The sequence below is a fragment of the Paenibacillus bouchesdurhonensis genome (assembly GCF_900155685.1).
Taxonomy (GTDB): Bacteria; Bacillota; Bacilli; order Paenibacillales; family Paenibacillaceae; genus Fontibacillus; species Fontibacillus bouchesdurhonensis.
Window position 1 is genome coordinate 3,715,973 of the sequence record NZ_LT732548.1, and the last position, 25,041, is coordinate 3,741,013.

The 25,041-nt window shown below is 48.8% G+C and carries 23 protein-coding genes; 8 read left to right on the plus strand and 15 right to left on the minus strand.

The features are described 5' to 3' along the window. Window positions 1-169: 169 nt before the first annotated feature. The 3 genes from pfkA to CZ379_RS20830 all read right to left on the minus strand — a co-directional run bounded on the left by pfkA (window position 170) and on the right by CZ379_RS20830 (window position 2,834). On the minus strand, window positions 170-1,141 hold the full coding sequence (gene pfkA / locus CZ379_RS20820) for a 6-phosphofructokinase (protein ID WP_110933374.1): 972 nt from the start codon (window positions 1,139-1,141) through the stop codon (window positions 170-172). Between the two features lie 197 nt (window positions 1,142-1,338). Beyond that, window positions 1,339-2,421 carry a tetraprenyl-beta-curcumene synthase family protein gene (locus CZ379_RS20825; RefSeq protein WP_110933375.1) on the minus strand — a complete coding sequence of 361 codons (1,083 nt, stop codon included), beginning with the start codon at window positions 2,419-2,421 and terminating at the stop codon, window positions 1,339-1,341. Between the two features lie 92 nt (window positions 2,422-2,513). Then, window positions 2,514-2,834, minus strand: a complete 321-nt coding sequence (locus CZ379_RS20830) for a hypothetical protein (RefSeq protein WP_110933376.1) — start codon at window positions 2,832-2,834, stop codon at window positions 2,514-2,516. A gap of 160 nt (window positions 2,835-2,994) precedes the next feature. Between CZ379_RS20830 and CZ379_RS20835 the strand changes: the two genes are divergently transcribed. Further along, window positions 2,995-4,191 carry an MFS transporter gene (locus CZ379_RS20835; protein ID WP_110933377.1) on the plus strand — a complete coding sequence of 399 codons (1,197 nt, stop codon included), beginning with the start codon at window positions 2,995-2,997 and terminating at the stop codon, window positions 4,189-4,191. Window positions 4,192-4,296: 105 nt separating this feature from the next. Continuing rightward, entirely contained in the window at window positions 4,297-4,944 is a 648-nt protein-coding gene (locus CZ379_RS20840) for a nitroreductase family protein (protein WP_110933378.1), read from the plus strand. A 133-nt stretch (window positions 4,945-5,077) separates the two neighbouring features. On the opposite strand, the gene CZ379_RS20845 is transcribed toward CZ379_RS20840, so the two are convergent. The 3 genes from CZ379_RS20845 to CZ379_RS20855 all read right to left on the minus strand — a co-directional run bounded on the left by CZ379_RS20845 (window position 5,078) and on the right by CZ379_RS20855 (window position 7,513). Continuing rightward, window positions 5,078-5,974, minus strand: coding sequence for a hypothetical protein (locus CZ379_RS20845; protein ID WP_110934487.1), 897 nt, complete (start codon window positions 5,972-5,974; stop codon window positions 5,078-5,080). Between the two features lie 84 nt (window positions 5,975-6,058). After that, a complete protein-coding gene (locus CZ379_RS20850) occupies window positions 6,059-7,000 on the minus strand; it encodes a helix-turn-helix transcriptional regulator (protein ID WP_110933379.1) in 942 nt (313 codons plus the stop codon). Window positions 7,001-7,315: 315 nt separating this feature from the next. Further along, window positions 7,316-7,513, minus strand: a complete 198-nt coding sequence (locus CZ379_RS20855; protein WP_018750471.1) for a cold shock domain-containing protein — start codon at window positions 7,511-7,513, stop codon at window positions 7,316-7,318. A gap of 213 nt (window positions 7,514-7,726) precedes the next feature. On the opposite strand from CZ379_RS20855, the gene CZ379_RS20860 reads away from it, so the two are divergent. From CZ379_RS20860 to CZ379_RS20875, 5 genes are all read left to right on the plus strand, one after another. Continuing rightward, on the plus strand, window positions 7,727-7,960 hold the full coding sequence (locus CZ379_RS20860) for a hypothetical protein (RefSeq protein ID WP_110933380.1): 234 nt from the start codon (window positions 7,727-7,729) through the stop codon (window positions 7,958-7,960). 40 nt (window positions 7,961-8,000) lie between these two features. Continuing rightward, a complete protein-coding gene (locus CZ379_RS26355) occupies window positions 8,001-8,171 on the plus strand; it encodes a hypothetical protein (protein WP_164515158.1) in 171 nt (56 codons plus the stop codon). Between the two features lie 281 nt (window positions 8,172-8,452). After that, window positions 8,453-10,243, plus strand: a complete 1,791-nt coding sequence (gene pepF / locus CZ379_RS20865; protein ID WP_110933381.1) for an oligoendopeptidase F — start codon at window positions 8,453-8,455, stop codon at window positions 10,241-10,243. A gap of 84 nt (window positions 10,244-10,327) precedes the next feature. Then, on the plus strand, window positions 10,328-10,663 hold the full coding sequence (locus CZ379_RS20870; protein ID WP_110933382.1) for a LapA family protein: 336 nt from the start codon (window positions 10,328-10,330) through the stop codon (window positions 10,661-10,663). Window positions 10,664-10,708: 45 nt separating this feature from the next. Then, window positions 10,709-11,746: a M42 family metallopeptidase gene (locus CZ379_RS20875; protein ID WP_110933383.1), complete on the plus strand. Its 1,038-nt coding sequence runs from the start codon at window positions 10,709-10,711 to the stop codon at window positions 11,744-11,746. A gap of 916 nt (window positions 11,747-12,662) precedes the next feature. Here CZ379_RS20875 and CZ379_RS20880 read toward each other — a convergent pair. From CZ379_RS20880 to hemE, 8 genes are all read right to left on the minus strand, one after another. Further along, on the minus strand, window positions 12,663-14,642 hold the full coding sequence (locus CZ379_RS20880; protein WP_110933384.1) for an ABC-F family ATP-binding cassette domain-containing protein: 1,980 nt from the start codon (window positions 14,640-14,642) through the stop codon (window positions 12,663-12,665). Between the two features lie 66 nt (window positions 14,643-14,708). Continuing rightward, on the minus strand, window positions 14,709-15,551 hold the full coding sequence (locus tag CZ379_RS20885; RefSeq protein WP_110933385.1) for a DUF92 domain-containing protein: 843 nt from the start codon (window positions 15,549-15,551) through the stop codon (window positions 14,709-14,711). Continuing rightward, on the minus strand, window positions 15,548-16,198 hold the full coding sequence (locus CZ379_RS20890) for a fumarylacetoacetate hydrolase family protein (protein WP_110933386.1): 651 nt from the start codon (window positions 16,196-16,198) through the stop codon (window positions 15,548-15,550). Before CZ379_RS20890 ends, CZ379_RS20885 begins: the two co-directional genes overlap by 4 nt. 51 nt (window positions 16,199-16,249) lie before the next feature. Continuing rightward, entirely contained in the window at window positions 16,250-16,975 is a 726-nt protein-coding gene (locus CZ379_RS20895) for a glycerophosphodiester phosphodiesterase (protein ID WP_110933387.1), read from the minus strand. A 74-nt stretch (window positions 16,976-17,049) separates the two neighbouring features. Then, window positions 17,050-18,381, minus strand: coding sequence for a CapA family protein (locus CZ379_RS20900; RefSeq protein WP_110933388.1), 1,332 nt, complete (start codon window positions 18,379-18,381; stop codon window positions 17,050-17,052). Between the two features lie 171 nt (window positions 18,382-18,552). Next, complete coding sequence (gene hemG / locus CZ379_RS20905) at window positions 18,553-19,980, minus strand: protoporphyrinogen oxidase (protein WP_110933389.1); 1,428 nt, start codon at window positions 19,978-19,980, stop codon at window positions 18,553-18,555. Window positions 19,981-19,987: 7 nt separating this feature from the next. After that, window positions 19,988-20,929: a ferrochelatase gene (gene hemH / locus CZ379_RS20910; protein WP_110934488.1), complete on the minus strand. Its 942-nt coding sequence runs from the start codon at window positions 20,927-20,929 to the stop codon at window positions 19,988-19,990. 133 nt (window positions 20,930-21,062) lie between these two features. Further along, window positions 21,063-22,124 carry a uroporphyrinogen decarboxylase gene (gene hemE / locus CZ379_RS20915; RefSeq protein ID WP_110933390.1) on the minus strand — a complete coding sequence of 354 codons (1,062 nt, stop codon included), beginning with the start codon at window positions 22,122-22,124 and terminating at the stop codon, window positions 21,063-21,065. A 200-nt stretch (window positions 22,125-22,324) separates the two neighbouring features. Here hemE and CZ379_RS20920 point away from each other — a divergent pair, with 200 nt between their 5' ends. Next, entirely contained in the window at window positions 22,325-23,542 is a 1,218-nt protein-coding gene (locus CZ379_RS20920; protein WP_110933391.1) for an MFS transporter, read from the plus strand. 721 nt (window positions 23,543-24,263) lie between these two features. Here the strand turns inward: CZ379_RS20920 and CZ379_RS20925 are convergent. After that, a complete protein-coding gene (locus CZ379_RS20925; RefSeq protein WP_110933392.1) occupies window positions 24,264-24,893 on the minus strand; it encodes an O-methyltransferase in 630 nt (209 codons plus the stop codon). Window positions 24,894-25,041: the final 148 nt, after the last annotated feature.

The following is a 25,041-nucleotide window of genomic DNA, read 5'->3' on the forward strand; positions in this document are numbered from 1 at the left end:
AACAAGCTGACGGTATGGAGTATCTTGCCGCTCACTCGCACCAGCCTGAATAGACAGAACAGCTCATATTCATAACCAAAAAGGGAAATCCAGGGATGACAGTCAACTGTCATCTGGATTTCCCTTTATTCTTCCTATTCACCCTTGAGCGTCTGTCGCTAGCGGCTAATTACTGGGACAGGCGGGAAGCAAGCTCATACAAGCTCATATCAAACGTCTTCTTCGTCGAAACTACCTTCTCGATGTCGGTCAGAAGCATTTCGCCGCCAATCATGCCACAGGCTTTATTCGACTCGCCTTCGATCAGCTTGCGCACCGCAAAGTCTCCAAGGCGGCTTGCCAAGTTGCGGTCGAACGGAGTAGGCGATCCGCCACGTTGAATATGTCCAAGCACCGTTGCGCGCGGCTCAAGAGATGGCTGACGCTCTTTAATCGCTTTAACGACTTCTTCTCCCGTACCTACGCCTTCTGCAACGATAACGATACTATGTCTTTTGCCATTGTCAAAGTTCGTTCTCATCCGATCAGCAACCTCGTTCAAATCAAAAGGTACTTCCGGCACAAGAATCGTCTCTGCCCCCGCAGCCAATCCCGCATGCAAAGCAATATCCCCGGAATGACGCCCCATAACTTCAACGACGGACGCCCGCTCATGGGATGACATCGTATCCCGCAATTTATTTACAGCATCTACAACAATGCCCACAGCTGTATCGAAACCGATCGTATAGTCGGTAAATGAAACGTCATTATCAATCGTACCTGGGAGCCCCATCGTTTTGATGCCTAGCTGGCTAAGCTTGGCAGCCCCTTGATAAGAACCGTCGCCGCCAATAACAACCAGGCCGTCGATCCCGCGATCGCGCAATATTTGAGCACCCTTCTGTTGGCCCTCCGCCGTTTTGAATTCCGCACAACGAGCCGACTGAAGAATCGTTCCTCCACGCTGGATAATGTCGCCTACGCTTCTAAGATCCATGGAGAAGATGTCATTATTGAGCAGCCCCTGATACCCCCGTTGAACCCCGAATACTTCAAGCCCATAGTACAATCCGCTGCGCACGACTGCGCGTACGGCTGCGTTCATTCCCTGGGAGTCACCGCCACTGGTGAGAACTGCGATTTTTTTAACTGCTGACATAATGATTCCTCCTAAATGTTTTGTGAAGCAAAACTTTACTTCGTAAGCATACGCTTAGTTTTGTGAAGCAAAACTTACTTCGTAAGCATATGCTTGTTTTGTGAAGCAAAACTTTACTTCGTAAGCATACGCTTAGTTTTGTGAAGCAAAGCTTTGCTTCGTGAGTCGAATTCTAAGTATTGATGAAAAATAATATGCTATTTCAAGCGTTTGCGGATCCAACGGCTGTTTATAAAGAAGAATACCCGCATAAGCGAGCTTCTTCTCATTAATTGCTTAGAAACCCCTCGAATTTCCTGCTGTTCACTGACTTTGGGGTCGGATAAATACAAAGCCAGCAGCCCTTCGATAATCATCACGTGAAACGACGAAGCCGGTAAAACAGCAACATCCTTGCGGGCCTCGTCCACCATAAATACAATGCGTTGAAGCATCGTTTCCTTATTATCGTAATAGCTGCAGAAATTCAAATCTCCGCCAATCTCATCTTCCGCCTGATCAATTAAATAATCAAGCATAATATGTAGTCCGCATACATAGGGGAAATACGCATTTTGGATCACTCGGGCGCTTGACTCATTCAAATGCTCATCGCTCGCCGATAGAAACAGCATAAATACGCCAAGGGTCGAACCTGTCGCTGCTGCGAACTCGTTCCACTTCAATTGCGGCGTTCGTGATTGATGAAGCTTCCACCACTCGAGAAGAGCAGCCTCGCGCAAATTAGGATGGATATGCTTGTACACCTGCAAATCCGTGTACAGCTGCACCAGTTCAGTAATAAAAGGCTGAGCCGCGCGATATCCCGGCAGCTTGCGAATTTGATCATGACAGGTCAAGACGAGACGGTGCAAATAGCCCCCATCCTCGCGTTCCTCTCGAAGTGCGTAATAATCAGTCAGTTCTGCCTGCGGATCGATCGCGTCCAGCATACTTTGATGGAGCAGTCGGAAATCTCCCTCATCCATCGACGTGCTTCGGTCACAAAGATTATCCAAATAATCACTAATCGTTTGAAATGCTACGATTAAAGGGATGAGAATATGGCGCTTCGGCAAATTAGCAGCCGCATATACCGCGCCCCCTTGACAGTGGAACTCCTTGGTCTCGATACTGGCAAGCGCTTGTCTTCTTAGCTCAGGGTCGGGGATCGTCCCCGCTTCCTTCCTCCAGCCGTTAAGTTCCTTGCGCACATCGGGCAAGATGAACTTGTACACCCGGCTCATCAACCTGATCGGTTCTTTAGGGAACTGGTTTCGGCTTTGCTTAAGTTCAATCAATGGCCTGCCTCCACTAGGTTGTTTAGATATAGCGAGTTTTAAAACCAGTCTATATTATAATATGATCCCTCTCTTTGTACAAATTAACTAAATCACAGATGAGTTTTTGCTGTGGGCTCATCCTGCGAGAGGCGGTACCAAATTTGAAGATCGTGGATTTGACTCGCTAACTCCGCAATTTCACCATTAATTTGGCAGCTCTTCTCAAAGTCATTCTCATTCCCCATCTCCAACAGTTTCCGCTCGATCAACCGTTCCAGCGCCATTACCTTCGTAGGTATTCGTCCGCGGATGCTCTCCCAATCCTCAATCATGGCCAATCTTTCTCGAATATGATAGGCTTCAAAGGGTCGATCCAGAGACGGCACATGGATTTCCAATCTTTCGTCGTATACAAAACAGGAATGATACATGCTGATCCCCCCATCGACATTATATTGTTAAGCTATATTATAACTAATTTACTATGCTAAAAAAACTAATTATAAATACGGTTATGATATACTATGCATGTTACATGTTAACACAACTTCTTGTGTCCTAATTTATCTTGAACGGAGTTTAGATCGAACGATGAAATCATCAGACTTAGCTCGCTCCGAGGTGTCTTGGCTTCGAGCTCTTATTTTTACTATTTACGGAACGAGTGCGCTGGTTGCCTCCTACTTCCCGCTTTTCTATGCGGATCTCGGATTTTCCAGAACGCAAATCGGCTACATCTACGCCGTCGGCCCAATGATCTCATTAATCTCCAATCTGCTATGGAGCTATGCCAGTGACCGATACCGTACGATTAAAAAAATATTATTTATCCTGCTAGCGGGACAAATATTAATGTCATTCTTTCTTTCAATGTCAACCCAATTTTCAGTCATCATGCTCATCATTACGCTGTATTATTCCTTTTTCTATCCCGTGCTTCCGCTGACCGATTCCATCGCGATTTCAACAGCAAATCGTCATAATAAAAATTTTCTTTCGATCCGCATCTTTGGTTCGATTGGATTCGCTGTTTTTGCCCTGTTGATCGGTTATGTGCTCTCAACGATCCCCTCCATCTCGACGATGGGGGTAGCGATGATCATAGCCGGAGCCGCACTGTTCTTTACTTTATTCATTAAAGACCAGGCGGCCAGCGTATCAAAAGTGAATTTTTCGGGCGTCTTATCGATTCTTAAACAGAAAGAGCTGCTGTGGTTTTTAGGCTGCGTATTTTGCCTGGCACTGGGGATGCGGATGAACGACGCTTTCTTATCTATTACATTGCATGATTTAGGAGCGGGCGAGGAATTAATCGGCTGGGCTATGCTCCTGTCCGCCTTCTCGGAAATACCAATCTTCCTGCTGCTGACCAGATACGGAGAGAAATTCAAAGAGCTGCCCTTGCTGCTGTTCGCTAGCCTGATGTTTGCTTTAAGGTTTATGCTGGTCGGCATCTCGGATTCGGCAACCGGCGTGCTATTGATCCAAATGATGCATGGCGTCTCTTTCGGTATCTTTTACGTTACCGCCATACGGATGCTTTCCCGCCTGATCCCTGCTCAGTTTCAAGCAACTGGACTAGCCCTGTTCACTGTCATGTGGTCAAGCTTATCGGGTCTGCTCAGCGGAACCTTTGGGGGAATGCTGTTCGAGCATTTCGGCAGGGAAAATTACTATTTTGCCGCGATGGGTACGTCTCTACTTGCTTTTATCGGTTTTGCAAGCCGTTATTTTTACAGAGGCAAACCGAAGACGCAAGCTAACGATTCCTTGCCTTTTAATGACTAAACAAGGATTAAACCGTATTATGTTTCTGTTCAAAAGGTACCATATGCGCTATAATTAAGAGCAGGTTATAGTACCTAGTGTTAATAGAGATGAAGGTGGGATATTATGGATTTTAATCAATTCCGGGACATCGTCATTACCCGCCGAAGCATACGGGATTTTACGGAAGAGCCTGTTGCGATATCGGATATCGAAGAAATTATTGATTGTGCCCGTTACGCACCTAGCGATACGAACTCACAAACCTGGGAATTCATTGCAGTTGTCAATAAAGAGAAGATCAAGCATATTGAGAATTTCACTTGGAGCAAGCTGCATGAAATTGCCGAGCGCGCCGAAGGGGAAGGACTGGCCAGAGAAGCCAAGCTGCTTGTTAAATCCTTCGGCCCCTATGCTACTGCCTTCTCTGGGGCTCCTGTACTGATCGTCTGTCTTTCAACGCCGTACACCTCGAAATTCAGAGAACGCATCTTTGACCCGATTTCTTTCGTGGAGCCTGAAGTATGGACGGAAGAGGGACTCAAGAGCAGCTGTCTCGCTGCGCAAAACCTAATGCTAGCTGCTCACGCCAAAGGACTGGCGACTTGTCCTATGACAGGTCCCGTGCTTCTGGCAGAGGACAAGCTCCGTGAATATCTTGATATTCCCGAAGAACGCGGAGTGAACATGGTGATTGCGCTCGGGCACCCTGCGATTTCGCCAAAAGCGACTCCCCGCAAGGAAGTCGCGGAAATTCTCCGGATCGTGGAGTAAACAACCTAAGCGAAGCAGATTTTAAACTAACGGCAAATGTCATGAAAAGTCATAAAAATAACGGACTGAACAGAGATACGCTCTCTATGCAGTCCGTTATTTTAGGTTCATTCAGCTATTTTCTGCATTCTTCTTATAGTCGTCCATACGCGCGGAGCGTCAATAGATGATTTATCGTGACGTACCCCCGCCATTCCTGCTCCGAGGCCGCACTTACAGCCGGCCAAGAAATCAGCCACCCGCCATCGGCTTGTTGTTGTTTCTGAAGCTCGTCCAAATGCAGCTCCGCCTCATCCTTTGTAACAAAGCGGTAGGCATAGCTTTCAGGCGTGGGAGCATAATCGAGCACCTTCTGTACATACCCGACGGCATGTGGATCTCTCTCTATTACGCCCGGAGAGCTAAGCCATTCATCGAGCACAGGATAGAGGCTGGCTGCACGCTCGGAGTCTGGGGCATTAGCTAGAAACACCAGCCACTGCTCTCCATCATGATAGTCGCCAGGGCGGCTTCCCTCCAACATCTGCCACAGAAAAGCCAAGTGAGCCTGGATCCAATCTTGATCACATAATTGCTGCCGAAGCGGGCTGCTTAACAGAAGGCCGACAATCTTTCCAGTGGGGTTCAAGGAAGGTATGTCGTCTTCTTCCGTCGCCCACCAGGGGGCATGCCCATAATGATTGACGGCTGTCGTCGCTCGCGGGAAACCTCCGCCGGGAAGCGTCAGTTTTTCCAAATAGGCCAGCAGCGCCGGAACTAGCTTCGAATCCCAGCCGCCAACCTCCTTAAGAAGCGAAATTGCCATTTCTGTAGTAACGGGCTGGCTATCTGGACAGCGCATATCCGGCTCAAGGGCTTGCCCAAATCCGCCGTCCCTGTTCTGATATGGCTCGAGAGCCCGAATTACGTCCTCCCTGGAACCATGCTCAAAATGATACACAAATCGCATTCGATCGAGCAAGCGAGCGCTATTAAATATAAAACTCCTAGCCCGCTTCAACGTTTCTTGGCCTTCTACAGAATCACTCATGTCCTTCCCCTCTCTATCCTTTGGATTCAAAATAGGCTGCAGCTGACTGAACAAGGTGATATATTATGCCGCCTTCAATTTTTACTAGTTAGTAGTATAGCGCTCCACGACTTGGCGGGCACGCTCCAGAATATCCGCCCTCAATCGCTGCGGCTCCAGCACATCTGCATCCACTCCAAGACTGTAAAACAAGGAGACCGCCCAGCTCCATTCGCTTCTAGGACAGTCGAAGTCAACCTCCCACGTCTCGTCTCCGGTCTGTTTCACATGATGTCCCATATGATAGTCCTGCTCGACGAGAAGCGCCCCCCTATAAGTCAGTTTAACCCAAATGCGTATCACTTTAGGCAGATCATCGGTACCGGCCGCCTTCGTTGATTCCATAGTACCTTTTGCTCCAGCCGGCTCACTGATGGACTGGATCTCATCTATCCGGTCTACACGGAATGTACGCTCCTGACAATGAAGCGCAGAATAGGCCTCACAATACCAAAAGCCATGAGCAGCATAAATTCGGGTCGGCTGTATTTCAAAATAACGGGAATGATTCTGGGATCGATAATAAATCTGCAACCACCGCCCTTCTGCGGCAGAGCGCATCAACTCCTTCAAAAAAGGCGCCCTGTAGCATCTGTCCGGCACCTCCAGCTCAACATAGTTCAGCAGCGGACTCACTTGGGACAGTGTCCCTTCCGGGAGAACGGATTTGATCTTATCCATAACCGTCCATCTTGCCCGCTGGAACGGCCCGTCCGCATACTTGGCCATCCCTTCTAGCGCCAGCAGCACGGTCATCGCCTCCTCTGCATCCAATTGAAGCGGCGGCACGTTATATCCCTCCATTAAGCGGTAACCGCCGCCTGGGCCGCTCTCCGCATATAGGGGTACCCCCATTTCAGAAAGCGCCTGCATATCCCGAAGCACTGTTCGCCGGGATACTTCAAGTTTGCTGGCTAGAGATTGCGTCGTTTCAGGCCGATGCTGAAGGGCCAGGATGATAGCTAGCATTCGATCCATCTTTTTCATAGCTCTATCTCCCCGATTCATTAACATCATAACAAGAGATTGGTGACAACTGCATGTCACCGATTATGTTGGCCTAATAAAATAAAGGGACTTGAATCTCTTCCTTATTCAAAGTCCCTCTTGGTACGATCTGTGCTATTTCAGTTATTTTACCATTCGCTGCACGAACTGGTCAAAGACGCATTCGAGGCGAACACTTCCTCTTCCTTTCCTCTGTCGACAACAAAAAAACACAGCCCATTGTGAGCTGTGTCTTTCATATTTAAGCCTTATTGAAACCAAACTTTATAAGTGATCCGCTAATACGGAAGGATCTTATAATTTGATTACGTTAGCGGCTTGAGGACCACGGTTACCGTCGGTGATTTCGAACTCAACGGCTTGGCCTTCTTCTAATGTTTTGAACCCGTCGCCTTGAATCGCGGAGAAATGCACGAATACGTCTTCGCCGCCTTCAACTTGAATGAAGCCATAGCCTTTTTCTGCGTTAAACCATTTAACTGTACCTTTCAAATGAACAACCTCCTAAAAATAATCGCCATCATTGACGAATACCCATATTATACTCCATGGTTTGATACATTGCAACGTATCATTTGCCTAGCAGGCAAGCATTTTTTAAGGAAGGCGTTCTCGTCGTTTTTATTTGCTTTCGTGCGGGGCGTGAGTTATCATTTTACATAAAAAATACAACTACTAAATAAGCATGATCGGAGAACGACAAAGATGATCAAAAAACATGAAATATACAAAAGAGACAAATGGAATATGATGACTGTAGAAGTTCAAGGCAAGTATATCGTCCTCCGGGAAATTTCCGATCAATGGGGCGAGGAATCCCACACGTTTCTAAGTCGGCCTGCACTGATGAACTGGGCTAAGAGCCGCTTCCCTAAAGAGGAATTCCTCGACAAGGAAGAAGAATGGAACGACATCATGAATGCGTTCAAGCAAGTTTAGTACGCCTTATTACCCTAATAAAGGAGAAACTATCAAGCCAATGGACAGTTCAAATTATCTGATCTTCATCATTTCCGCATTCGCTCTCGGTATCGTGCTGATCCTGAGCAAGAATCAAGTTCAACCCAAAATCAGGCGTTGGCTCGCCATTTTTGCTAGCTTGATGATTGCCTTTGCGTTCGGTCTGATCATTTACAGCTTCCTGGTATAGAGCCGCTAAGCAGCTTATATGCCGAAGAAGGATACAAGATAAGCAGGAGAACAGGATGGGCATCATGCTTGCCCGCCTCGTTTTTTTAGAGTAGATTCTGGAGAACTAGGGCATACTGGAACAATCCCCAAAAGCGATGAGGGAGGTTCCTGATGACAAAGAAAAGCAAACCCCTGCTCGCCCTCCTGCTATCCTCCTCCATTCTTATGGCAGCTATACCCAGCGACATGACCGAAGCACACCATCGGCAGACTGCTTATCCAATTCAAAGGAGGATACCCATGACTACAATACCTAAACGTTCCGAAGTTCTGCCAGAGAACAGCTGGCAATTAGAAGACTTGTTCTCAAGCCAGAAAGACTGGGACAATACTTACGAAGAGCTGAAGAAGCTCAAGAATAAAGCCGCAGACTACGAAGGAAAGCTGAACACGCCTGATCATATCAAAGCCGTATTCGCTCTGGAGGACGACCTCTCCCTGCAGATTGAACGTTTATATGTATACGCGCATCTGAATCATGACCAGGATACAACGAATCCTACATACCAGGCACTCGTACAAAAGGCAAAGAAGCTCAGCGTCGAGGTTAGCGAAGCCCTTTCCTTCATCACGCCTGAAATCTTGTCTTTGCCGGAAGAAGAGCTGGACAGCTACATTAACGATCCAAAGCTGGCCGATTACAAATTTACTTTGCAGGAAATCAAGCGCGAGAAGGCGCATGTACTCAGCAAGACAGAAGAAGCGTTGCTCGCCCAAGTCGGTAACTTGTCACAGGCACCACAGCAAATTTTTGGAATGATCAACAATGCCGACATGAAATTTCCGAAAATTAAAGATGAACATGGCAAAGAGGTGGAACTAACCCACGGCAGCTATATTCAATTTCTGGAGAATCCGAACCGTGAAGTCCGAGAGCGTGCCTTCAAAGCCATCTATGAAACCTATGGCAAGCAGAAAAATACGATCGCTGCTACGCTTAGCGCCAACATCAACAAGAACATGTTCTACTCCCGGGTTCGCAAATATCCCTCCGTCCTGGAAATGTCCCTGTATGGCGACAATATTCCTAAAGAGGTATACACGAACCTCATCGATACGATTCACGAAAGTCTTCCTCTGCTCCAGCGCTATTTGAAGCTGCGCAAGAAGCTGCTTGGCGTTGATGAACTGCATATGTACGACCTGTTCGCGCCGCTTGTTGAAGAGTACAAATGGGATATTTCTTATGATGAAGCCAAAGCGATGCTGATGGAGGGGCTCCAGCCGCTCGGGCAGAATTACCTTAACATGCTGCGCGAAGGTCTGAATAATCGCTGGATCGATGTATACGAGAATGAAGGCAAACGAACGGGTGCATACAGCTGGGGAGCCTACGGAACGCACCCTTACGTGCTGCTCAACCATAAGAATAACCTGAACAGCATGTTCACGCTCGCGCACGAGATGGGTCATGCCCTGCACTCCTACTTCTCAGACGAGAACCTGAAATATCGGGATGCCCAATATACCATTTTCCTGGCAGAGGTAGCCTCTACAACCAACGAAGCTCTGTTAATGGATTATTTATTAAAGAAATCGACTGATCCGAAGCAGAAGCTGTACCTGCTTACCTATTATGCCGATCAATTCCGGACAACGGTGTTCCGTCAGACGATGTTCGCGGAATTTGAGAAGCTGATCCACGAACGGGCAGAAGCCGGCGAATCTTTGACGCCGCAAGAGTTGTCCAAAATCTACTATGATCTCAACGTGAAATATCACGGCAAAGAGATGACCGTGGATCAGGATATCGAGATGGAATGGGCTCGAATTCCGCATTTTTACACTAGCTTCTACGTGTATAAATACGCTACTGGTTTTAGCGCGGCGACCAGCTTCTCCAAGCAAATCCTTGAGGAAGGCCAGCCTGCCGTTGACCGCTATCTCGGTTTTCTTAAGAGCGGGGGCAGCGACTACTCCATCAACATCCTGAAAAAGGCCGGCGTTGATATGTCCTCGCCAGAGCCGATTCGCGAAGCGATGAGCGTATTCGAGCAATTAGTCGAGCAAATGGAAAATTTGACGAAATAACCGATCAATAAGAGTTAATAAATCCCTTGCCCTTTTAGGGTAAGGGATTTTACACTGTATACAGGAAGGATGGTGCATGGTTCTATGAAAATTCAATGGTCTCTCATTCTCGCTCTCGTCTTCGCTCTCATTACTGCGGTATTCGCCGTAATCAACGTGGAGCCAGTCCAAGTGAACCTGCTGTTTAATTCAGTACATATTCCCCTTATTCTGCTTATTCTTGGCTCTACTCTGATCGGCGGCATCATCGTCGGCTCCTTCGGAATTTACCGGGGATACCGGCTGCAGAAGGAGGTCAAAGTCCTGAGTGTCAAGCTGGCTCAGATTCAAGAGGCGACCGGATATGAATTCCCGGAAAACGAAAATTTGGATGCAGAACAGCAGCCTGTTGAAGAAGATACCTCTACTCCACAAGCATAAGAAATCATAAGAATAACAGAGTCCATATGATTCAGGAGGCATATCATGAAGATTCAACCCAATGAAACCTACATTTTTAATTTATTGACAAAGCTCCTAAACACGCCCAGCCCAAGCGGCTTCACGCATCGCATCATGAAATCGATTGAGTCTGAAGCCAAGGCGCTCGGGCTTCCCTATACGCAAAACGAGAAGGGCGGAGCCATAATTACCCTAAAAGGCAAGGATTCATCGCGCCGCATCGCTCTCAGCGCCCACGTGGATACTCTTGGAGCGATGGTTCGCTCCATTACCTCTAAGGGCACGCTGGCAATCACCTCCGTAGGTGGATTCATGATGCAGAGCATTGAGAATGAATATTGTACAATCCATACGCGGAGCGGAAAAACCTATACAGGGACAATATTAACATCCCGCCCTTCTGTACATGTATATAGCGATGCCCGAGATTTCAAACGGGAAGAGAAAAATATGGAAGTCCGCATTGATGAGCTTGTAGAAAATAAAGAAGACGTCATGAAGCTGGGCATAATGACGGGTGATTTCATATCCTTCGACGCCCGCCCGGTCATTACCCCAAGCGGTTACGTCAAGTCCCGCCATCTCGATGACAAGGCGAGTGTTGCGGCCCTGTTCGGGCTGCTGGAATCCAGCCAGCGCGAAGGATGGCAGCCGAAGCATGACCTCGTATTCCTCATATCCAACTATGAGGAGGTCGGGCACGGCGCCTCCTGGATTCCAGGCGGCATCCAGGAGATGATCGCGGTGGACATGGGTGCCATGGGCGATGACCTGAACTGCAAGGAAACGGATGTATCGATTTGCGCCAAGGACTCCACCGGCCCGTATGACTATGAAATGACAGGCAGGCTGATCCAGCTGGCGGAGGAGCTGAAAATTCCCTTTGTCGTAGATATTTATCCCCACTACGGCTCCGACGCCTCTGCAGCACTAAGAGGCGGCAGCAACATTCGCGCCGCACTGCTCGGCCCAGGGGTACACGCTTCTCACGCCATGGAACGGACGCATAAGCAGGCGATCCTGAACACGACCAAATTACTGGCGGCTTACGTTATTGGCTGATTCGAGCGGCAGAGTGACCGCATGCTGCCAACAAACAACGCAAAAAGGGCAATAACTCGCCTTAACCGACACGAGATTGATGTAGAAAGCCTGCAACTCGCAATACAAATGAGGAGCAATCCCGCAGAAGAGGTGTCTTTGAATCGCCCCTTAGAATATACATTGGTAAACCCCTTGGTTTAACCGATGAATTCTAGGGGGATTTTTAATGGAGATTAAAGGTCGGGAGTTTAAGCTTATCTGAGGAACTAGATTTAGGAGCTATACGGGCATGGGGGGCAGGGGGAGCATGTATACCAAAAAACTATCGTTCGCCAAATGGAATTCATGTACCTAATTATGCACCAAACGAATGTTTCTGGGGATTAGATGGATTCTATGCGTCTAAAATCAAGAGTCTAACCTATGACTAGCATTTCCCTTCTTCGAATGACATGAAATCCATTTAAATTTACCTTCTCATCCCCGCTGCAGAAACTAGCTACCATAAATCCAATTATATAAGTCGAACTATCAAAATGGGTGTGGGCAAGTACATGAAATGTTCCTTACGACCACTGTCGTCCTGGCTACTCTAGTTTTCCCAAAATTATTTAGTCAGCCTCAGATTTCTTAGTTTTTCCTAAATTTATAGTCAGCCCAGATTTCTTAGATGATAGAGGTTTCAGGTTCATAAAAGGTACAAATTCGATCACAAATCCGGCCGCAAAGACGACCTCCAGCCTATGCTCCCGCAGCGGCTTTCTTTCATAAAAAAAACGGAGCTGTCCCAAAAGTCAGTAAAAACCGACTGCTGGACAGCCCCATCCGTTTCTTCGGAATGGTCATCCTCCCTTGCCTGTATCCCATTCTTTAGTTCATCTTATATAGTTCATTAACGAAATATAGTTTATAACGAACCATAAGCTTCGTTGTATTAGCTTCGCTGCTGCACAATTTTCTCGGCCAGCTCATTTAAATACGTCCAACGATCCATGAGCCGCTCGAGCTCAGCCTCTGCCTCCTGCTGCTCCGTCATCAGCTCCTGCAGCCTGGCTGCATCACTGGCTGCTTGCTCCATCGCTGCAGCGATATCGGTGAGCCGCTGTTCTGCAGCTTCAACAAGCTCGTCGATCGCCTCATATTCCCGCTGTTCATTATAGCTAAACTTCACTTTCTCTACGCGGGATTGATCTTTATGACTTCCTGTACCGGCTGCTTTCCCGCTCGTGCTATCAGAAGCGGATGCCGCCGAGAAGGCTTCCTTGCTCTTGGCAGCCCCCTCTCCCTTAGCTGATCCAGCACTTGAGCTTTTGGCAAGCTGCTGAAGCCGCTCTTCATAATCGCTATAATCGCCGACATGGACGGCAACAACACCCTCGCCCTCAAAGGCCATAATTTTATCCACCGTACGATCCAAGAAATAGCGATCATGGGACACAACGAACACGGCACCAGGGAATTCATCCAGATAAGCTTCCAGCACTGTCAGCGTCTGGATGTCGAGATCATTCGTCGGCTCATCCAGCAGCAGCACATTCGGAGCTCCCATCAGGACGCGGAGCAAATATAGCCTGCGCTTCTCTCCGCCCGAAAGCTTGCCTATCGGTGTCCACTGCATGGTCGGCGAGAACAGGAAGCGCTCCAGCATCTGCGCGGCTGTTATACGCGAGCCGTCAGCTGTTGTTACGACCTCCGCCTCCTCCTTGATGTACTCGATGACCCTTTGCTTGTCATCCATCTCCTGATGCTCCTGTGTGAAAAATCCCAGCTTCACCGTTTGGCCCAGCTCAACATAGCCATGATCCGGCTCCAAGCGACCGGCGATCATATTGAGCAGCGTCGATTTGCCGCTGCCGTTCGGGCCGACAATGCCGACGCGATCCCCTGGAACAGCGGTATAGTTCAACTCCTCGATCAAAAGCCGATCCCCGACGGACTTCCTCAACTCAGAAATCTCCACAATTCTTCGTCCAAGCCGGGTCGAGGCTACCGAAATATCGAGCTGGTCGCTCTTATACTCCGTCCTCTCCTCTTGCAGCTTCTCGAACCGTTCTATTCTTGCTTTCTGTTTTGTCGTTCTTGCCCTTGCGCCTCGCTTGATCCAGGCCAGCTCAGTGCGCAGCAGATTTTGCCGTTTCTGCTCGGCTGAAGCTTCCCGCTCCTCGCGTTCGCTCTTCAGCTCAAGGAAACGGCTGTAATTCGCCTCATAGCGAAACAGACGTCCATGATCCAGCTCCAGCATGACATTGCATACCCGATCCAGGAAATAACGATCATGTGTAATAAGGAGCAGGGCTCCGCGGCGTCTCTGCAAATAAGACTCCAGCCAGGCGACCGACTCGTTATCGATATGGTTCGTCGGCTCATCCAGAATAAGCAGCTCAGAGGGGATAATAAGCGCCGAGGCGAGAGCAATCCGTTTCCGCTGTCCGCCGGACAGCTCCCCAACCTTAGCCCCAAAATCGGTAATCCCTAGCTTAGACAGCACGCTTTTCGCTTCACTTTCCAAACTCCAAGCCTGAAGCCGATCCATCTCTTGGCTCAATCTCATCACTTCGGCCGACAGGTGCTCATCCGCAGGATTCAATTCAAGCTTATCAACCGACTTCATATATTCGAATACCGTTTGCAGCAATGGATCGCCGCCCTGGAACACCTGCCGCAGCACCGTCGCCTCTGGATCAAAATCCGGATTCTGAGGCAGGCAGGCGATCCGCACATCGTTGTTCACGGCGACACGGCCGGAATCAGGCGCCTCAAGTCCCGCAACAATGCGCAGGAAGGTGGACTTCCCTGTTCCATTTACGCCGATCACGCCGATCTTGTCATACTCTTCCATACCGAAAGAAGCATCATTAAATAGAATCTTATCCCCGTAGCTTTTCGATATTTGTTCAATCGTCAAAATATTCATTTTGTTCCCTACTTTGCATAAATTACGTATTTATCAACTGCCAGCTTACACCATTTGAACAGCTCGTCAACCGAGTCCAGCTTTCTGCACAACCTCAATTAGCCATGTTCCCAGAACTAGAGCAATACCTCCCGCCGCGAGGGAGCTGATCATATTTACCATATCATTATTCAACCACTTCAAGCCCCGCAGAGGAACTGTATTCGCATCGCAATGTCTAGTCACCTCTACGCTGCGCCCGCAGACAAGGCAGCGATACATGCTTTGCAGCGTAGCCCCTAAATAAGAGTCCAGCATCGCCCCGGCAAAGCCGGACAAGCTGCCGATCATCATCCAATAGAAAAGCGGCAAATATATATATGAGGTCAGACCACTCCAGATGATTAGCAGCCAGCCAGCCCCTCCAATGATCGCCGCTCCTGCTAAAGCTGCTGTACTGCCAAGCAAAGACACTCCTCCAGATGTACCGGGGGATAAAGGCTTCCCATTCACGATCGACCTCGGCGGCTTCCGACTAAGGCTGCCCCATTCCGTTGCCCAAGTATCCGCGGTGACCGAGGCCATCACACCGACAAAAAATAAAGCCCATCCCGGGTTAGGCCAAAGCGCGTTGCCTACGCAGGCAGCCATCCCGAGCCCTCCGTTAGCCATCACTTGTGCAGCATCTCTCTTGCCCGATTTTGCATAGCTTTTCTCGGTCTCCCGCTTTTGATCTGCTTTCAGCTTGGAGAATACGCTCGATGAAACAAAGAAAAGCAGCAAGATGCCAAACCAAAACAAATTTCCAGCCCCGAAATATACCGTACCCATCACCGCAGCGGCGATCATGCCCGACAAGCTGAGCGATCTTTTCCAGTAGGCTGCTGCTGATACGGCAATCGCGCAAATAGCTCCTATGATCCAGTTCATATTGATGAAGTTGAAACAGAGCCAAGCTGGATGTTACAGCTGCCCAGAACCTGTCCGGCGTAAACCAGCTCCAGCTTGTCTCCGTTGGCTACAGGCCCTACTCCCTCTGGTGTTCCCGTAAAAATTAAATCGCCTTCGCCTAGTCCATAGTTCTTCGCGACATAATCAACGATTTGCTGCAAGGAAAAAATCATATTGCCGATGTTGCCCTGTTGAACGACTTCACCGTTCTTGCGAAGCGCAAAATTTTCCCTAGCCGTATCTGCCTCCCCGGGAAAAGCAATATAAGGCGTCATAGGCGCCGAGTTCAAGAAAGCTTTGGCCGCCGTCCAGGGGTGTCCCTTGTCCTTCAGCTTGTTCTGGACATCGCGAAGCGTAAAGTCGATACCGAAGGCAATAACATCTACGAGGTCATCGACTTTCATTCCAGGCTGATAATCCCGGCCTATGCGCAGAACAAGCTCAGCCTCATAGTGAACTTCCCCGCGCCCTTCCGGCAGACCGATCGTACTGCCATCCATCGGCACAACCGCATGGGAAGGCTTCATAAAAATCATCGGTTCGGACGGGACATCATTGCCGAGCTCCGCAATGTGCAGGCGGTAATTCCGTCCAACACAATATATATTTCTGATTAATTGTTTCATCGAAAGCAGCGCCTCCTAAAGTTCAAATCCTAGAAAGCTCCTAGCCTCAGTTTAAAGCATGGCATCCTGCCATACATCGGGACGATTCGTGCAAATAAGTATATCTTCATGCAGGGCCGCAACACGGCGCATTGTCCGTGCGTCATCGATCGTCCAAGCCATAACGTTCATCCCCAGCTTCGCGGCCCGAGAAGCCAAATCCGCGCTTAAATAACGATGGCTGATGGAGAGAAAAGAACAGCGCAGCAGTTCCAGCCGCAACAGCAAATCCTTTGGCTTGCCTTCAATAATGAGCCCGGTGTGAATGCCGCGCGCAATTTCTTTTATTTTAGCCAATATTCGCGGTTCAAAGGAGGTCAGCACCACATCATGCTCCATCCGATACCGTTTGATCGCAGCCACCACTTTTTCTTCGATCCCCGGGTATAAGTTCCCTCGAGTTTTTATTTCAATATTGGCCCGGAGCCGCCCGCATACGCCCTTTAGGAACTCATCCAGTGTGATCAGACGTTCTCCTTTGAATACTTTGGATTTCCAGCTGCCGGCATCGAGCCGCTTCAACTCCTCCAGCGTCTTCTCCTTCACTGGCCCGCGCCCATCCGTCGTCCGATTCAAGGTGAAATCATGAATCAGTATGGGAACGCCATCCTTGGTCAATTGCACGTCTACTTCCACCCACTGCACATACGGAATTTGCATGGCCATACGCACTGAGGCCATCGTATTCTCAGGAGCCTTGCCTGAGAAGCCCCGGTGAGCCACACATAAGTTGTTCATTTCTAGAGGCCTCCTTCAGCAATTCGTAACCTTTCATTTGTACGCGCCGATGACATAAAAAAATTAGGAAATAATTACCCTTCAATCATACTGCGCACATGTCCATGGCTATCAATGCTAATGTCCTTCGACAAGCTCTCTACTTTCTTTAGCAGTTGAATCCCTTCCTCACCCTTTAATGGAATGGGCTGGCCGATCTCCGTGCGGAAAGGGAGCAATTTCATTTGGCAATCGCCCTGCTTCGTACATTTCGCTTCAAATACCGCGGTGTCCCAAGTATCTGGGGCTGTTGACTTTTTAGTAAAAATAAAATTCCCCGTACTATAGGCTATCCATTTGCCCTTGTATCGTTCCAAGCCCTGCAACACATGGGGGTGGCCGCCGATGATCAGATCAGCTCCAGCATCAACAAAGCTGTGCGCCAGGGATGTCTGGTGCTTCTCCAGCTCTGTCGTTCGTTCTTTCCCCCAATGGGTAACGACGATCACGAGATCGGCATTCTCCCGAGCGCCTTGTACCGCTTTGACAGCCTCTTTAGGATCATAAGCCACGGCCAGGCCAGGCTTGTTCTTCCCGGCAGCCCAGTCTGCGTGAGGGATAACCCGGCTAAATCCGCAGAGAGCAATTTTAATCCCCTTGCGCTCCAGGTAAACTGGAGCATAAGCATCCTGCCTATTTTTCCCTGCCCCAAAATAATGAATCTTATTGTCGTTTAAATGCTTCATCGTATCGAGCAGGCCTTCGAGGCCTTGATCCAGCGTATGATTATTCGCTAAATTCACAGCATCTACCCCAGCTTCATGCATCGAGGGCAGCGCCTTAGGCGATGCCTTGAAAACGAATGATTTATCTTCCGCCGGCGTACCGCGATCCGTGACCGGAGTCTCCAGATTAAGCACGCTTAGATCGTCGCTAACGAACAAGTCACGAACATAATTATAAGGATAATGATACCCTTCCTTCTCCAGTTTCGATGCGACGCTTCCCGAGAAAATCGTATCTCCGGCAAAATGAAGATGAACTGTCTCCACATGTTCATGATCCTCGAACAAAGGCGGGTGCCCCTCATCAGCAGGAGGTATAATCTGATCCGTTCCTTCGTCTATTTCGTCAGCAGCCTGATGGCCGTTCTGCTCCGGGGCAGGCTGAGGACTCCCTTCATCCGCCTTCGAAATGTCGCTGCTCCCAGCAGGTTCCTCCGATGAGTAGTCTGCGGGATATTCCAAAGATGCCGGATCATCGCTTCTCCCGCCGCTCGGCGCATTGCGTTCTTCAACGAAATAATAGGCGCCTAAGGCGATGATCGCGATGATGAGAGACACATTAAGTGTAAGCCAGAAACGGCTATACCTGCGCTGTTTCTCCTGTTTTTTTGCCCGATATTTCTCTGATCTTGGTGGATACATCGTAAACTCCTTTAAACATGGTTCAAGCTCATGATTGAACACTCATTATATTACTCTCTTCATCAATGGAGAGCAAAATCATTGCACCAATGATTTTATTATATCAGGTAACCTGAAATAAATAGAACCCTTCGCCTATTTTCAAGCGAAAGGGTTCCTGATTCGTATTGATTATTTCTGAACGACAAGCTTATCTGCCATTTGCTCGGCCATTTCCTTAGCTTGGCGAATGCAATCCGGAAGGCCGACTCCATCAAAAGCCGCTCCAGTAGCATAAACGCCCGGCAGCTCTCGATTCAACCTATCCCGAAATTCGGCAATATGCTGTAAATGATGCACAGGATACTGCGGCATGGACTTCGGCAAGCGGGTAATCTCTACGAACAACGGCTCTGCCGTAATATTCATAAGCTCCCGTAAATCCTTCCGGACAAGCTCTATCAGATCCGCGTCCGGATAAGACACCTTCTCCTCATCGCCAAAGCGTCCGACATAGCAGCGAAGGAGCATCTTATCCTCAGGGCTTGTGTGCAGCCATTTGACGCCAGTCCATGTGCATGCCGTAATATTGCGCCCCTCCTTACGGGGAACTAAGAAGCCGGAGCCGTCAAACGATCCGCTTACGTCCTCACGCTCGAAAGCCAGCACGACGTTCGCTACGGAAACGTAATTAATCGCATCCAGCTCGCTTACGTCTACGAGCGGGCGCAGCAAATCAGCAGCGGCAAAGGCCGGTGTTGTCACAACAACATCATCGGCGAAAATCCGTTCTCCGGAAGCGAGAACAACCGTATAGCCTGCTTGATCATTGCCGGTATGTTCAATGGAGCTTACCTTCGTTTCCAACCGCTGCCCGACATCGTCCAAATCATGTACAAGGGCATGGACAAGACTTTGCAGCCCTTGACGGAAGGTTAGGAAGGCGCTTTTTTTCGTACCGGTATGCGTCTCTACAGGCTTCTTGCCTGTCATCATTCCTTTGATCAGGCTGCCGTATTTCCGCTCCATTTCTCCAAATTGCGGAAACGTCGATTGCAGGCTGAGACGGTAAGTATCCCCGGCATAAATACCCGCTAACAGAGGCTCTGTCATATTGCTTAGCACTTCCGCTCCGAGTCGCCGCTCGATGAAATCGCCAAGCGACTCATCCTCCGCGCTCTGCCGCGGCGCACGAACCAAATCCATCAATGCCCGAAACTTGCCGCGCCAGCTGACGAGCCCTGTTTTTAGAAAAGGGCCCAGCTCAGTAGGCACTCCCAACACAAGACCCGAGGGCATCGGATGGAGGCGTCCCTGATTGACGATATACGTCTTCTTGGCTTCCGGGTTTGTGGACACCAGTTCGTGGTCGATTTCGAGCTCGTGGGCCAGATCGATCATCGCTGTCTTGCGGGCCAGAAATGAATCCGGCCCTTTCTCGATGACAAAGCCGTCTCGATGAAGCGTCTCGATCTTGCCGCCGAGCACCTTATCTTTCTCCAGGATTATAATTTCCGGTTTACATCCTTTTTCTTTGTAAAATTTACGAATATAGAAGGCTGCGCTAAGTCCGGTCAAGCCCCCGCCAACAATGACTACCTTGCGGGACGCATCGCTCATATTCCATTCATTCCTTTGTCCAAGTGTTAAGGATGACCTCACTTAATGTCTCCATATATAAGGGATCCGTATTTAAAGAATCGATGCGTTCAAGACGAATGTCAAGCTCCTTGGCAATCGTCTTGGCCTCGATATCCAAATCATACAGCACTTCCAAATGATCAGATACGAAGCCTACCGGGGCTACGAGCACATCCTCGACCTGTTCTTGGCTAAGAGTGCGAAGCGTATCTAGAATATCCGGCCCCAGCCAAGGCTCTGCCGTACGGCCAGCGCTTTGCCAGGTGAATTGCCAGGAAGTCACCCCTGCCTGCTCCGCGACAGCGGCAGATGTCTCTAACAGCTGATCTTGGTAGGGATCACCCATCGCAAGAATTTTCTCAGGCAAGCTGTGCGCGCTGAACAATACTTTGACTTTGCTTCTCTCGGCGCCCGCCTCCTCGAACAGATCGAGCTTGCGGGATACACGATCCGCAAAAGCCTGAATCAGCTTCGGATGAACATGGTAGCTGTTAATGAACTTCATGTTGATGCCGCATTCTTCCGCCTTCGCCTCGGCACGCTTAACATAACCGCCAACGCTCATAACCGAATAATGCGGGGCAAGGACAATACCAATCGCTTCCGTAATGCCGTCCTCGGCCATTTGAGCTACCCCATCCTCAATAAATGGACGGGCATGCTTCAAGCCCTGGTAGCACACAAATTGCTGATCCTGGTTCGGATTCAAGCGGGTTAGCGTCTCTTGAAGAGCCGCTACCTGACTGTCCGTGTTGGCTCGCAGCGGAAATACTCCCCCTACGATGGCCTCGTAACGATCTTTAAGCTCTTGCAATTGTTCTTCCGTAGGCGGATGCCCCCGGCGAATATGGGTATAGTACTGCTCTACTTGATCCAGGCTCTCCGGTGTTCCGTAAGACATGACTAATACACCTATTTTGTTCACAATTATCTTCACCTCTGTCTTTGTCTTTAAAGGCGTGTCCAAAATTCCAGCCGATATCATGATGCCAATTGAACCGCCTTAGTACATCTTCCTCATCTAGCTCTAGATCGCTTGAATTGCTTCACTCGCACTTCGTCTATATCGTCTGCAGCTTCTGACGAGCAATGGCTTCGGCAGAATAATTATGAACATATTCTGTCAGCTCGCGGAGTTTATCCAACGAAGCTTCCGGGAATAGACCATGTCCCAGATTAAATATAAATCCTGGCGACTCGACACCCTGATCTATGATTTCCTGGGCATACTCTTTAATAACATCCATTGGACCAGTTAATACTAATGGATCTAAGTTGCCTTGGATAGCATACTTTCCGCCAAGCCGGCGGCGGCCTTCGCGAATCGGAACGCGCCAGTCTAAACCGATCACATTCACCTGGAGGTCAGTTAGCGTCGGCAGCAGTTCCCCTGAGCTAACGCCCGGGAAATAAATTTTCGGTACGTTCAGATCCTGCAGCTCGGCAAAAATTCGCTGAATCGTCGGCAGCACGTAAATTTGAAAATCCTTAGCGGACAAAGCGCCTACCCAACTGTCAAACAGCTGAAATGCCTTCCCTCCGTGCTTAATATGAGCACGCAAATAAGTGATGACCATGTCTCCAAGCTTCTCCATCAGCTTGTGCCACAGCTGCGGCTCACCGTACATTAAGCTCTTAGTTCGGATGTAGTTCTTTGAAGGGCGACCCTCAATCAAATAGCTAGCCAGTGTAAAAGGAGCTCCCGCAAACGTAATGAGCGGAACGTCCAGTTCTTTGTCCAAAATCGAAATCGTCTTCAGGATGTGGGATAGATCCTTGTCTACATCAATCGGCTTCAGCCGCTCAATATCTTCTTTCGTACGTATCGGATTATGGATGACAGGTCCAACATCCTTGACAATATCAAAATCAATTCCGATAGAAGCAACCGGATTCATAATATCTGAATATAGAATGGCGGCATCCACGCCCAGCTTTTTTACCGGCATAAGCGTAACTTCAGCGGCAAGCTCAGGCTGAAGGCAAATTTCAAGCAAGCTATACTTCTCCTTGATCTTGCGATACTCCGGATCGTATCTCCCCGCCTGGCGCATATACCAGACAGGAGTACGATCCACTTCCTGCCCGAGACAGGCACGAATAAACCGATCATTATAACTCATGTAAGCAAGCCCCCAATATTTAAAATTTCCCTACATTACATTATGCCCTTTTTAAAAGTAAGTAACAACTATCACACCCCGACTACCGATGACAATACTATGACATCCTCTATCGGGATACTTAAGTTAGTATGATATAATTAATTCGTTTGTGGAAAATATTATACACAGGCTAGATCGTACAGAAAGGAAGTGAAAAAGTGAAGGACAATACTTGGAAAGTGAACGTCCTTGTGCTTTGGTTCGGTCAGTTCCTCGTTAATGCCGGCATGACCATGATCACTCCGTTTCTGTCTCTTTATTTGGCAAGAGATCTGCATGTGCAGGGCGAGCAAGCTATCGGTTTGTGGGCCGGGTCGATATTCGCCGCGAATTTTGCCACGGCTTTCATTTTTCAGCCGATTTGGGGCAAGCTTGCCGACAGATACGGCCGCAAAATCATGCTTCTGCGCTCTGGCTTCGGGATGGCTATCGTCATTACACTGATGGGATTCGCCACGCAGCCTTGGCATTTGCTGGCTCTGCGCATGCTGAACGGTACGATTTCCGGATTCAACCCGGCGGCAGTCGCTCTCGTCTCGGGCACCGCGCCGAAAGAGCGCATGGGCTTTGCTATGGGAGTGGTGCAATCCGGTATTGTAGCTGGAACGATTCTTGGCCCGCTTATCGGCGGTTTACTGGCAGAATGGGTTGGGTTCCGACCTATTTTCTATATTACTGGGGTATTGCTGTTCGTCGCCTCTGTCCTCGCCCTGCTGTTCGTACGCGAAAAATTCGATCGCGAGGAAGCGGCGCACGTTCCACAAATCTCTATTTTACAGGGATTTATCGAGCTGAACAAAACGCCTCAATTGACTGCACTATTCGCAGTGACTTTCCTGCTGCAATTCGCGATGCTAAGCCCGATGTCCCTTCTGCCGATCTACGTAGAGCATCTGCATGGCATCGCAGCCAATGTACCGTTCTGGGCGGGGGTAGTTACCGCTGCCACCGGCATATCGAACATGATTACCTCGCCGGTGCTCGGCAGAGTCAGCGATAAAATCGGAGCACACCGCATTTTAACCTATTGTTTGATCGGAGCCGCTGCAACGCTAATCCCGCAGGCCTTCGTTCAAAGCGTATGGCAGCTTATCATCATCCGCTTCCTGATGGGGATATTCATGGGCGGTTTGCTGCCTAGCGTTAACTCGCTTATACGACACTATACCCCTGACGGCATGGAGAGCCGCGCTTTCGGCTTTAACAGTAGTACGCTGGCTCTCGGCAACATGCTTGGCGCGTTGATCGGTGGGTTTCTATCCGGGTATATCGGCATCGAAGGAATCTTCATCATCTCTGGGGTACTTCTATTCTGCAATACAGTCTGGGTTAGATTAAAGCTGTATGGAAAGCCGAAGCTCTCGCCGATGAAATAAGACTCTGTCGATAAGATAAGACTACTGTGCTTTGAACGGAATACTTGACGCACGTCACATTGCGGTTCTTAACATGTGGCGTTGCGTGTTGACCACGCCCTATGATATGACGATGTAGTACAGCTCGGGGAGATCATACATAGCGCAAATTGCGCGCGCTGGGTATACTCCGCGATGTGACTGTACGGCATGTCATAGAAGGGCTAGCCATGTTAGGTAACTTGCAAACGACTGTGCATTAACTAGTGGTGCAACGTAGCGTGTAGTTTCCATAAGGGATGGCGTGTGTAACGACCTCTGCTCGCCTCTGTTCGCTTTTTAATTAGAACAACCTCGCCGATTGGCGAGGTTGTTTTCTTAGGCGCTAGATACACGATACAATCAGAATATTCGGCATATGACTTGAACCTATATCATTATGAAGTCTGGAAGCAAAGGCAATGACAGGAACATTCTACGTGCCTGCCCACATCTTTTTAATAGTTCAACGTAGTGTAAATGGATTTATAGTATTTAGTTTCTGCGCAATAAAGGAAATATAAATTCAATTGGATTTCATGGCGTTAAATGGGGGGATTTTCCAATCATGGCTGGATTCCAGATTTTAAGTGCATAAAACCCATCTAATCCCCTGAAACATTCGCTTAGAGCCTCATTAGGTGCATGAATTCCAATTCGCAGACAACAAATGAAGGTGCGTCAAAATGGCTCTAGGGAGCTGCTATTTGACCATAGCTAGTGCCAACCCATCGTAGGCTGGAAGGAAGGTACTGAGCAGACGCTCGTCCCGGGCTATCATTTCGTTGAACTTGCGCATAGCGAGCACGGCAGGGCCATTCTTCTCCGGATTCAAAGTACGGCCGCGAAGCAGCGTGTTGTCTCCAGCAATAATCGCTCCTGGCAAGGCCAATTTCATCGCATATTCTAAATATACCGGGTAGTTCTCCTTGTCCGCATCTATAAAAAAGAAGTCAAACCGCTCCCCCTGCTGATCCAGTTCAATTAAGCTGTCCAAGGCTGGGCCTATGCGGTAATCAACGATCTCCCCATACCCGGCTTCTGTCATATTGCTGCGCGCCAAGGATGCATTTTCTTCTTTCAGCTCCAATGACAGCAGCCTGCCCCCCTCAGCGAGTCCTCTTGCCAAACATATTCCGCTGTATCCGCCCAGCGCACCTATTTCCAGCACCGATTTGGCCCCGGATGATTTAGCCAGCAAGGTCAACAGTCTTCCATATCCCGGTGCAATCGATACATCCCTCATCCCGCTGTCCAGTATGGATTGCTTCACTATATTCAACTGTTCATCCTCAGCATATAATTCCTCACCGTATTGTTCGGGTGTTGTCATAAAACTGTACTGCTCCTCTCATTCGAATTCTTAGCGAATCCGTTTGTATCTTCATTGACATTGTCCTATACTGAATTGTATGGTTTTTAGGCGATTACGACAATAGAACTTTACATTAGCGAATATCGTCAGAAGCTGGGATTTGTTT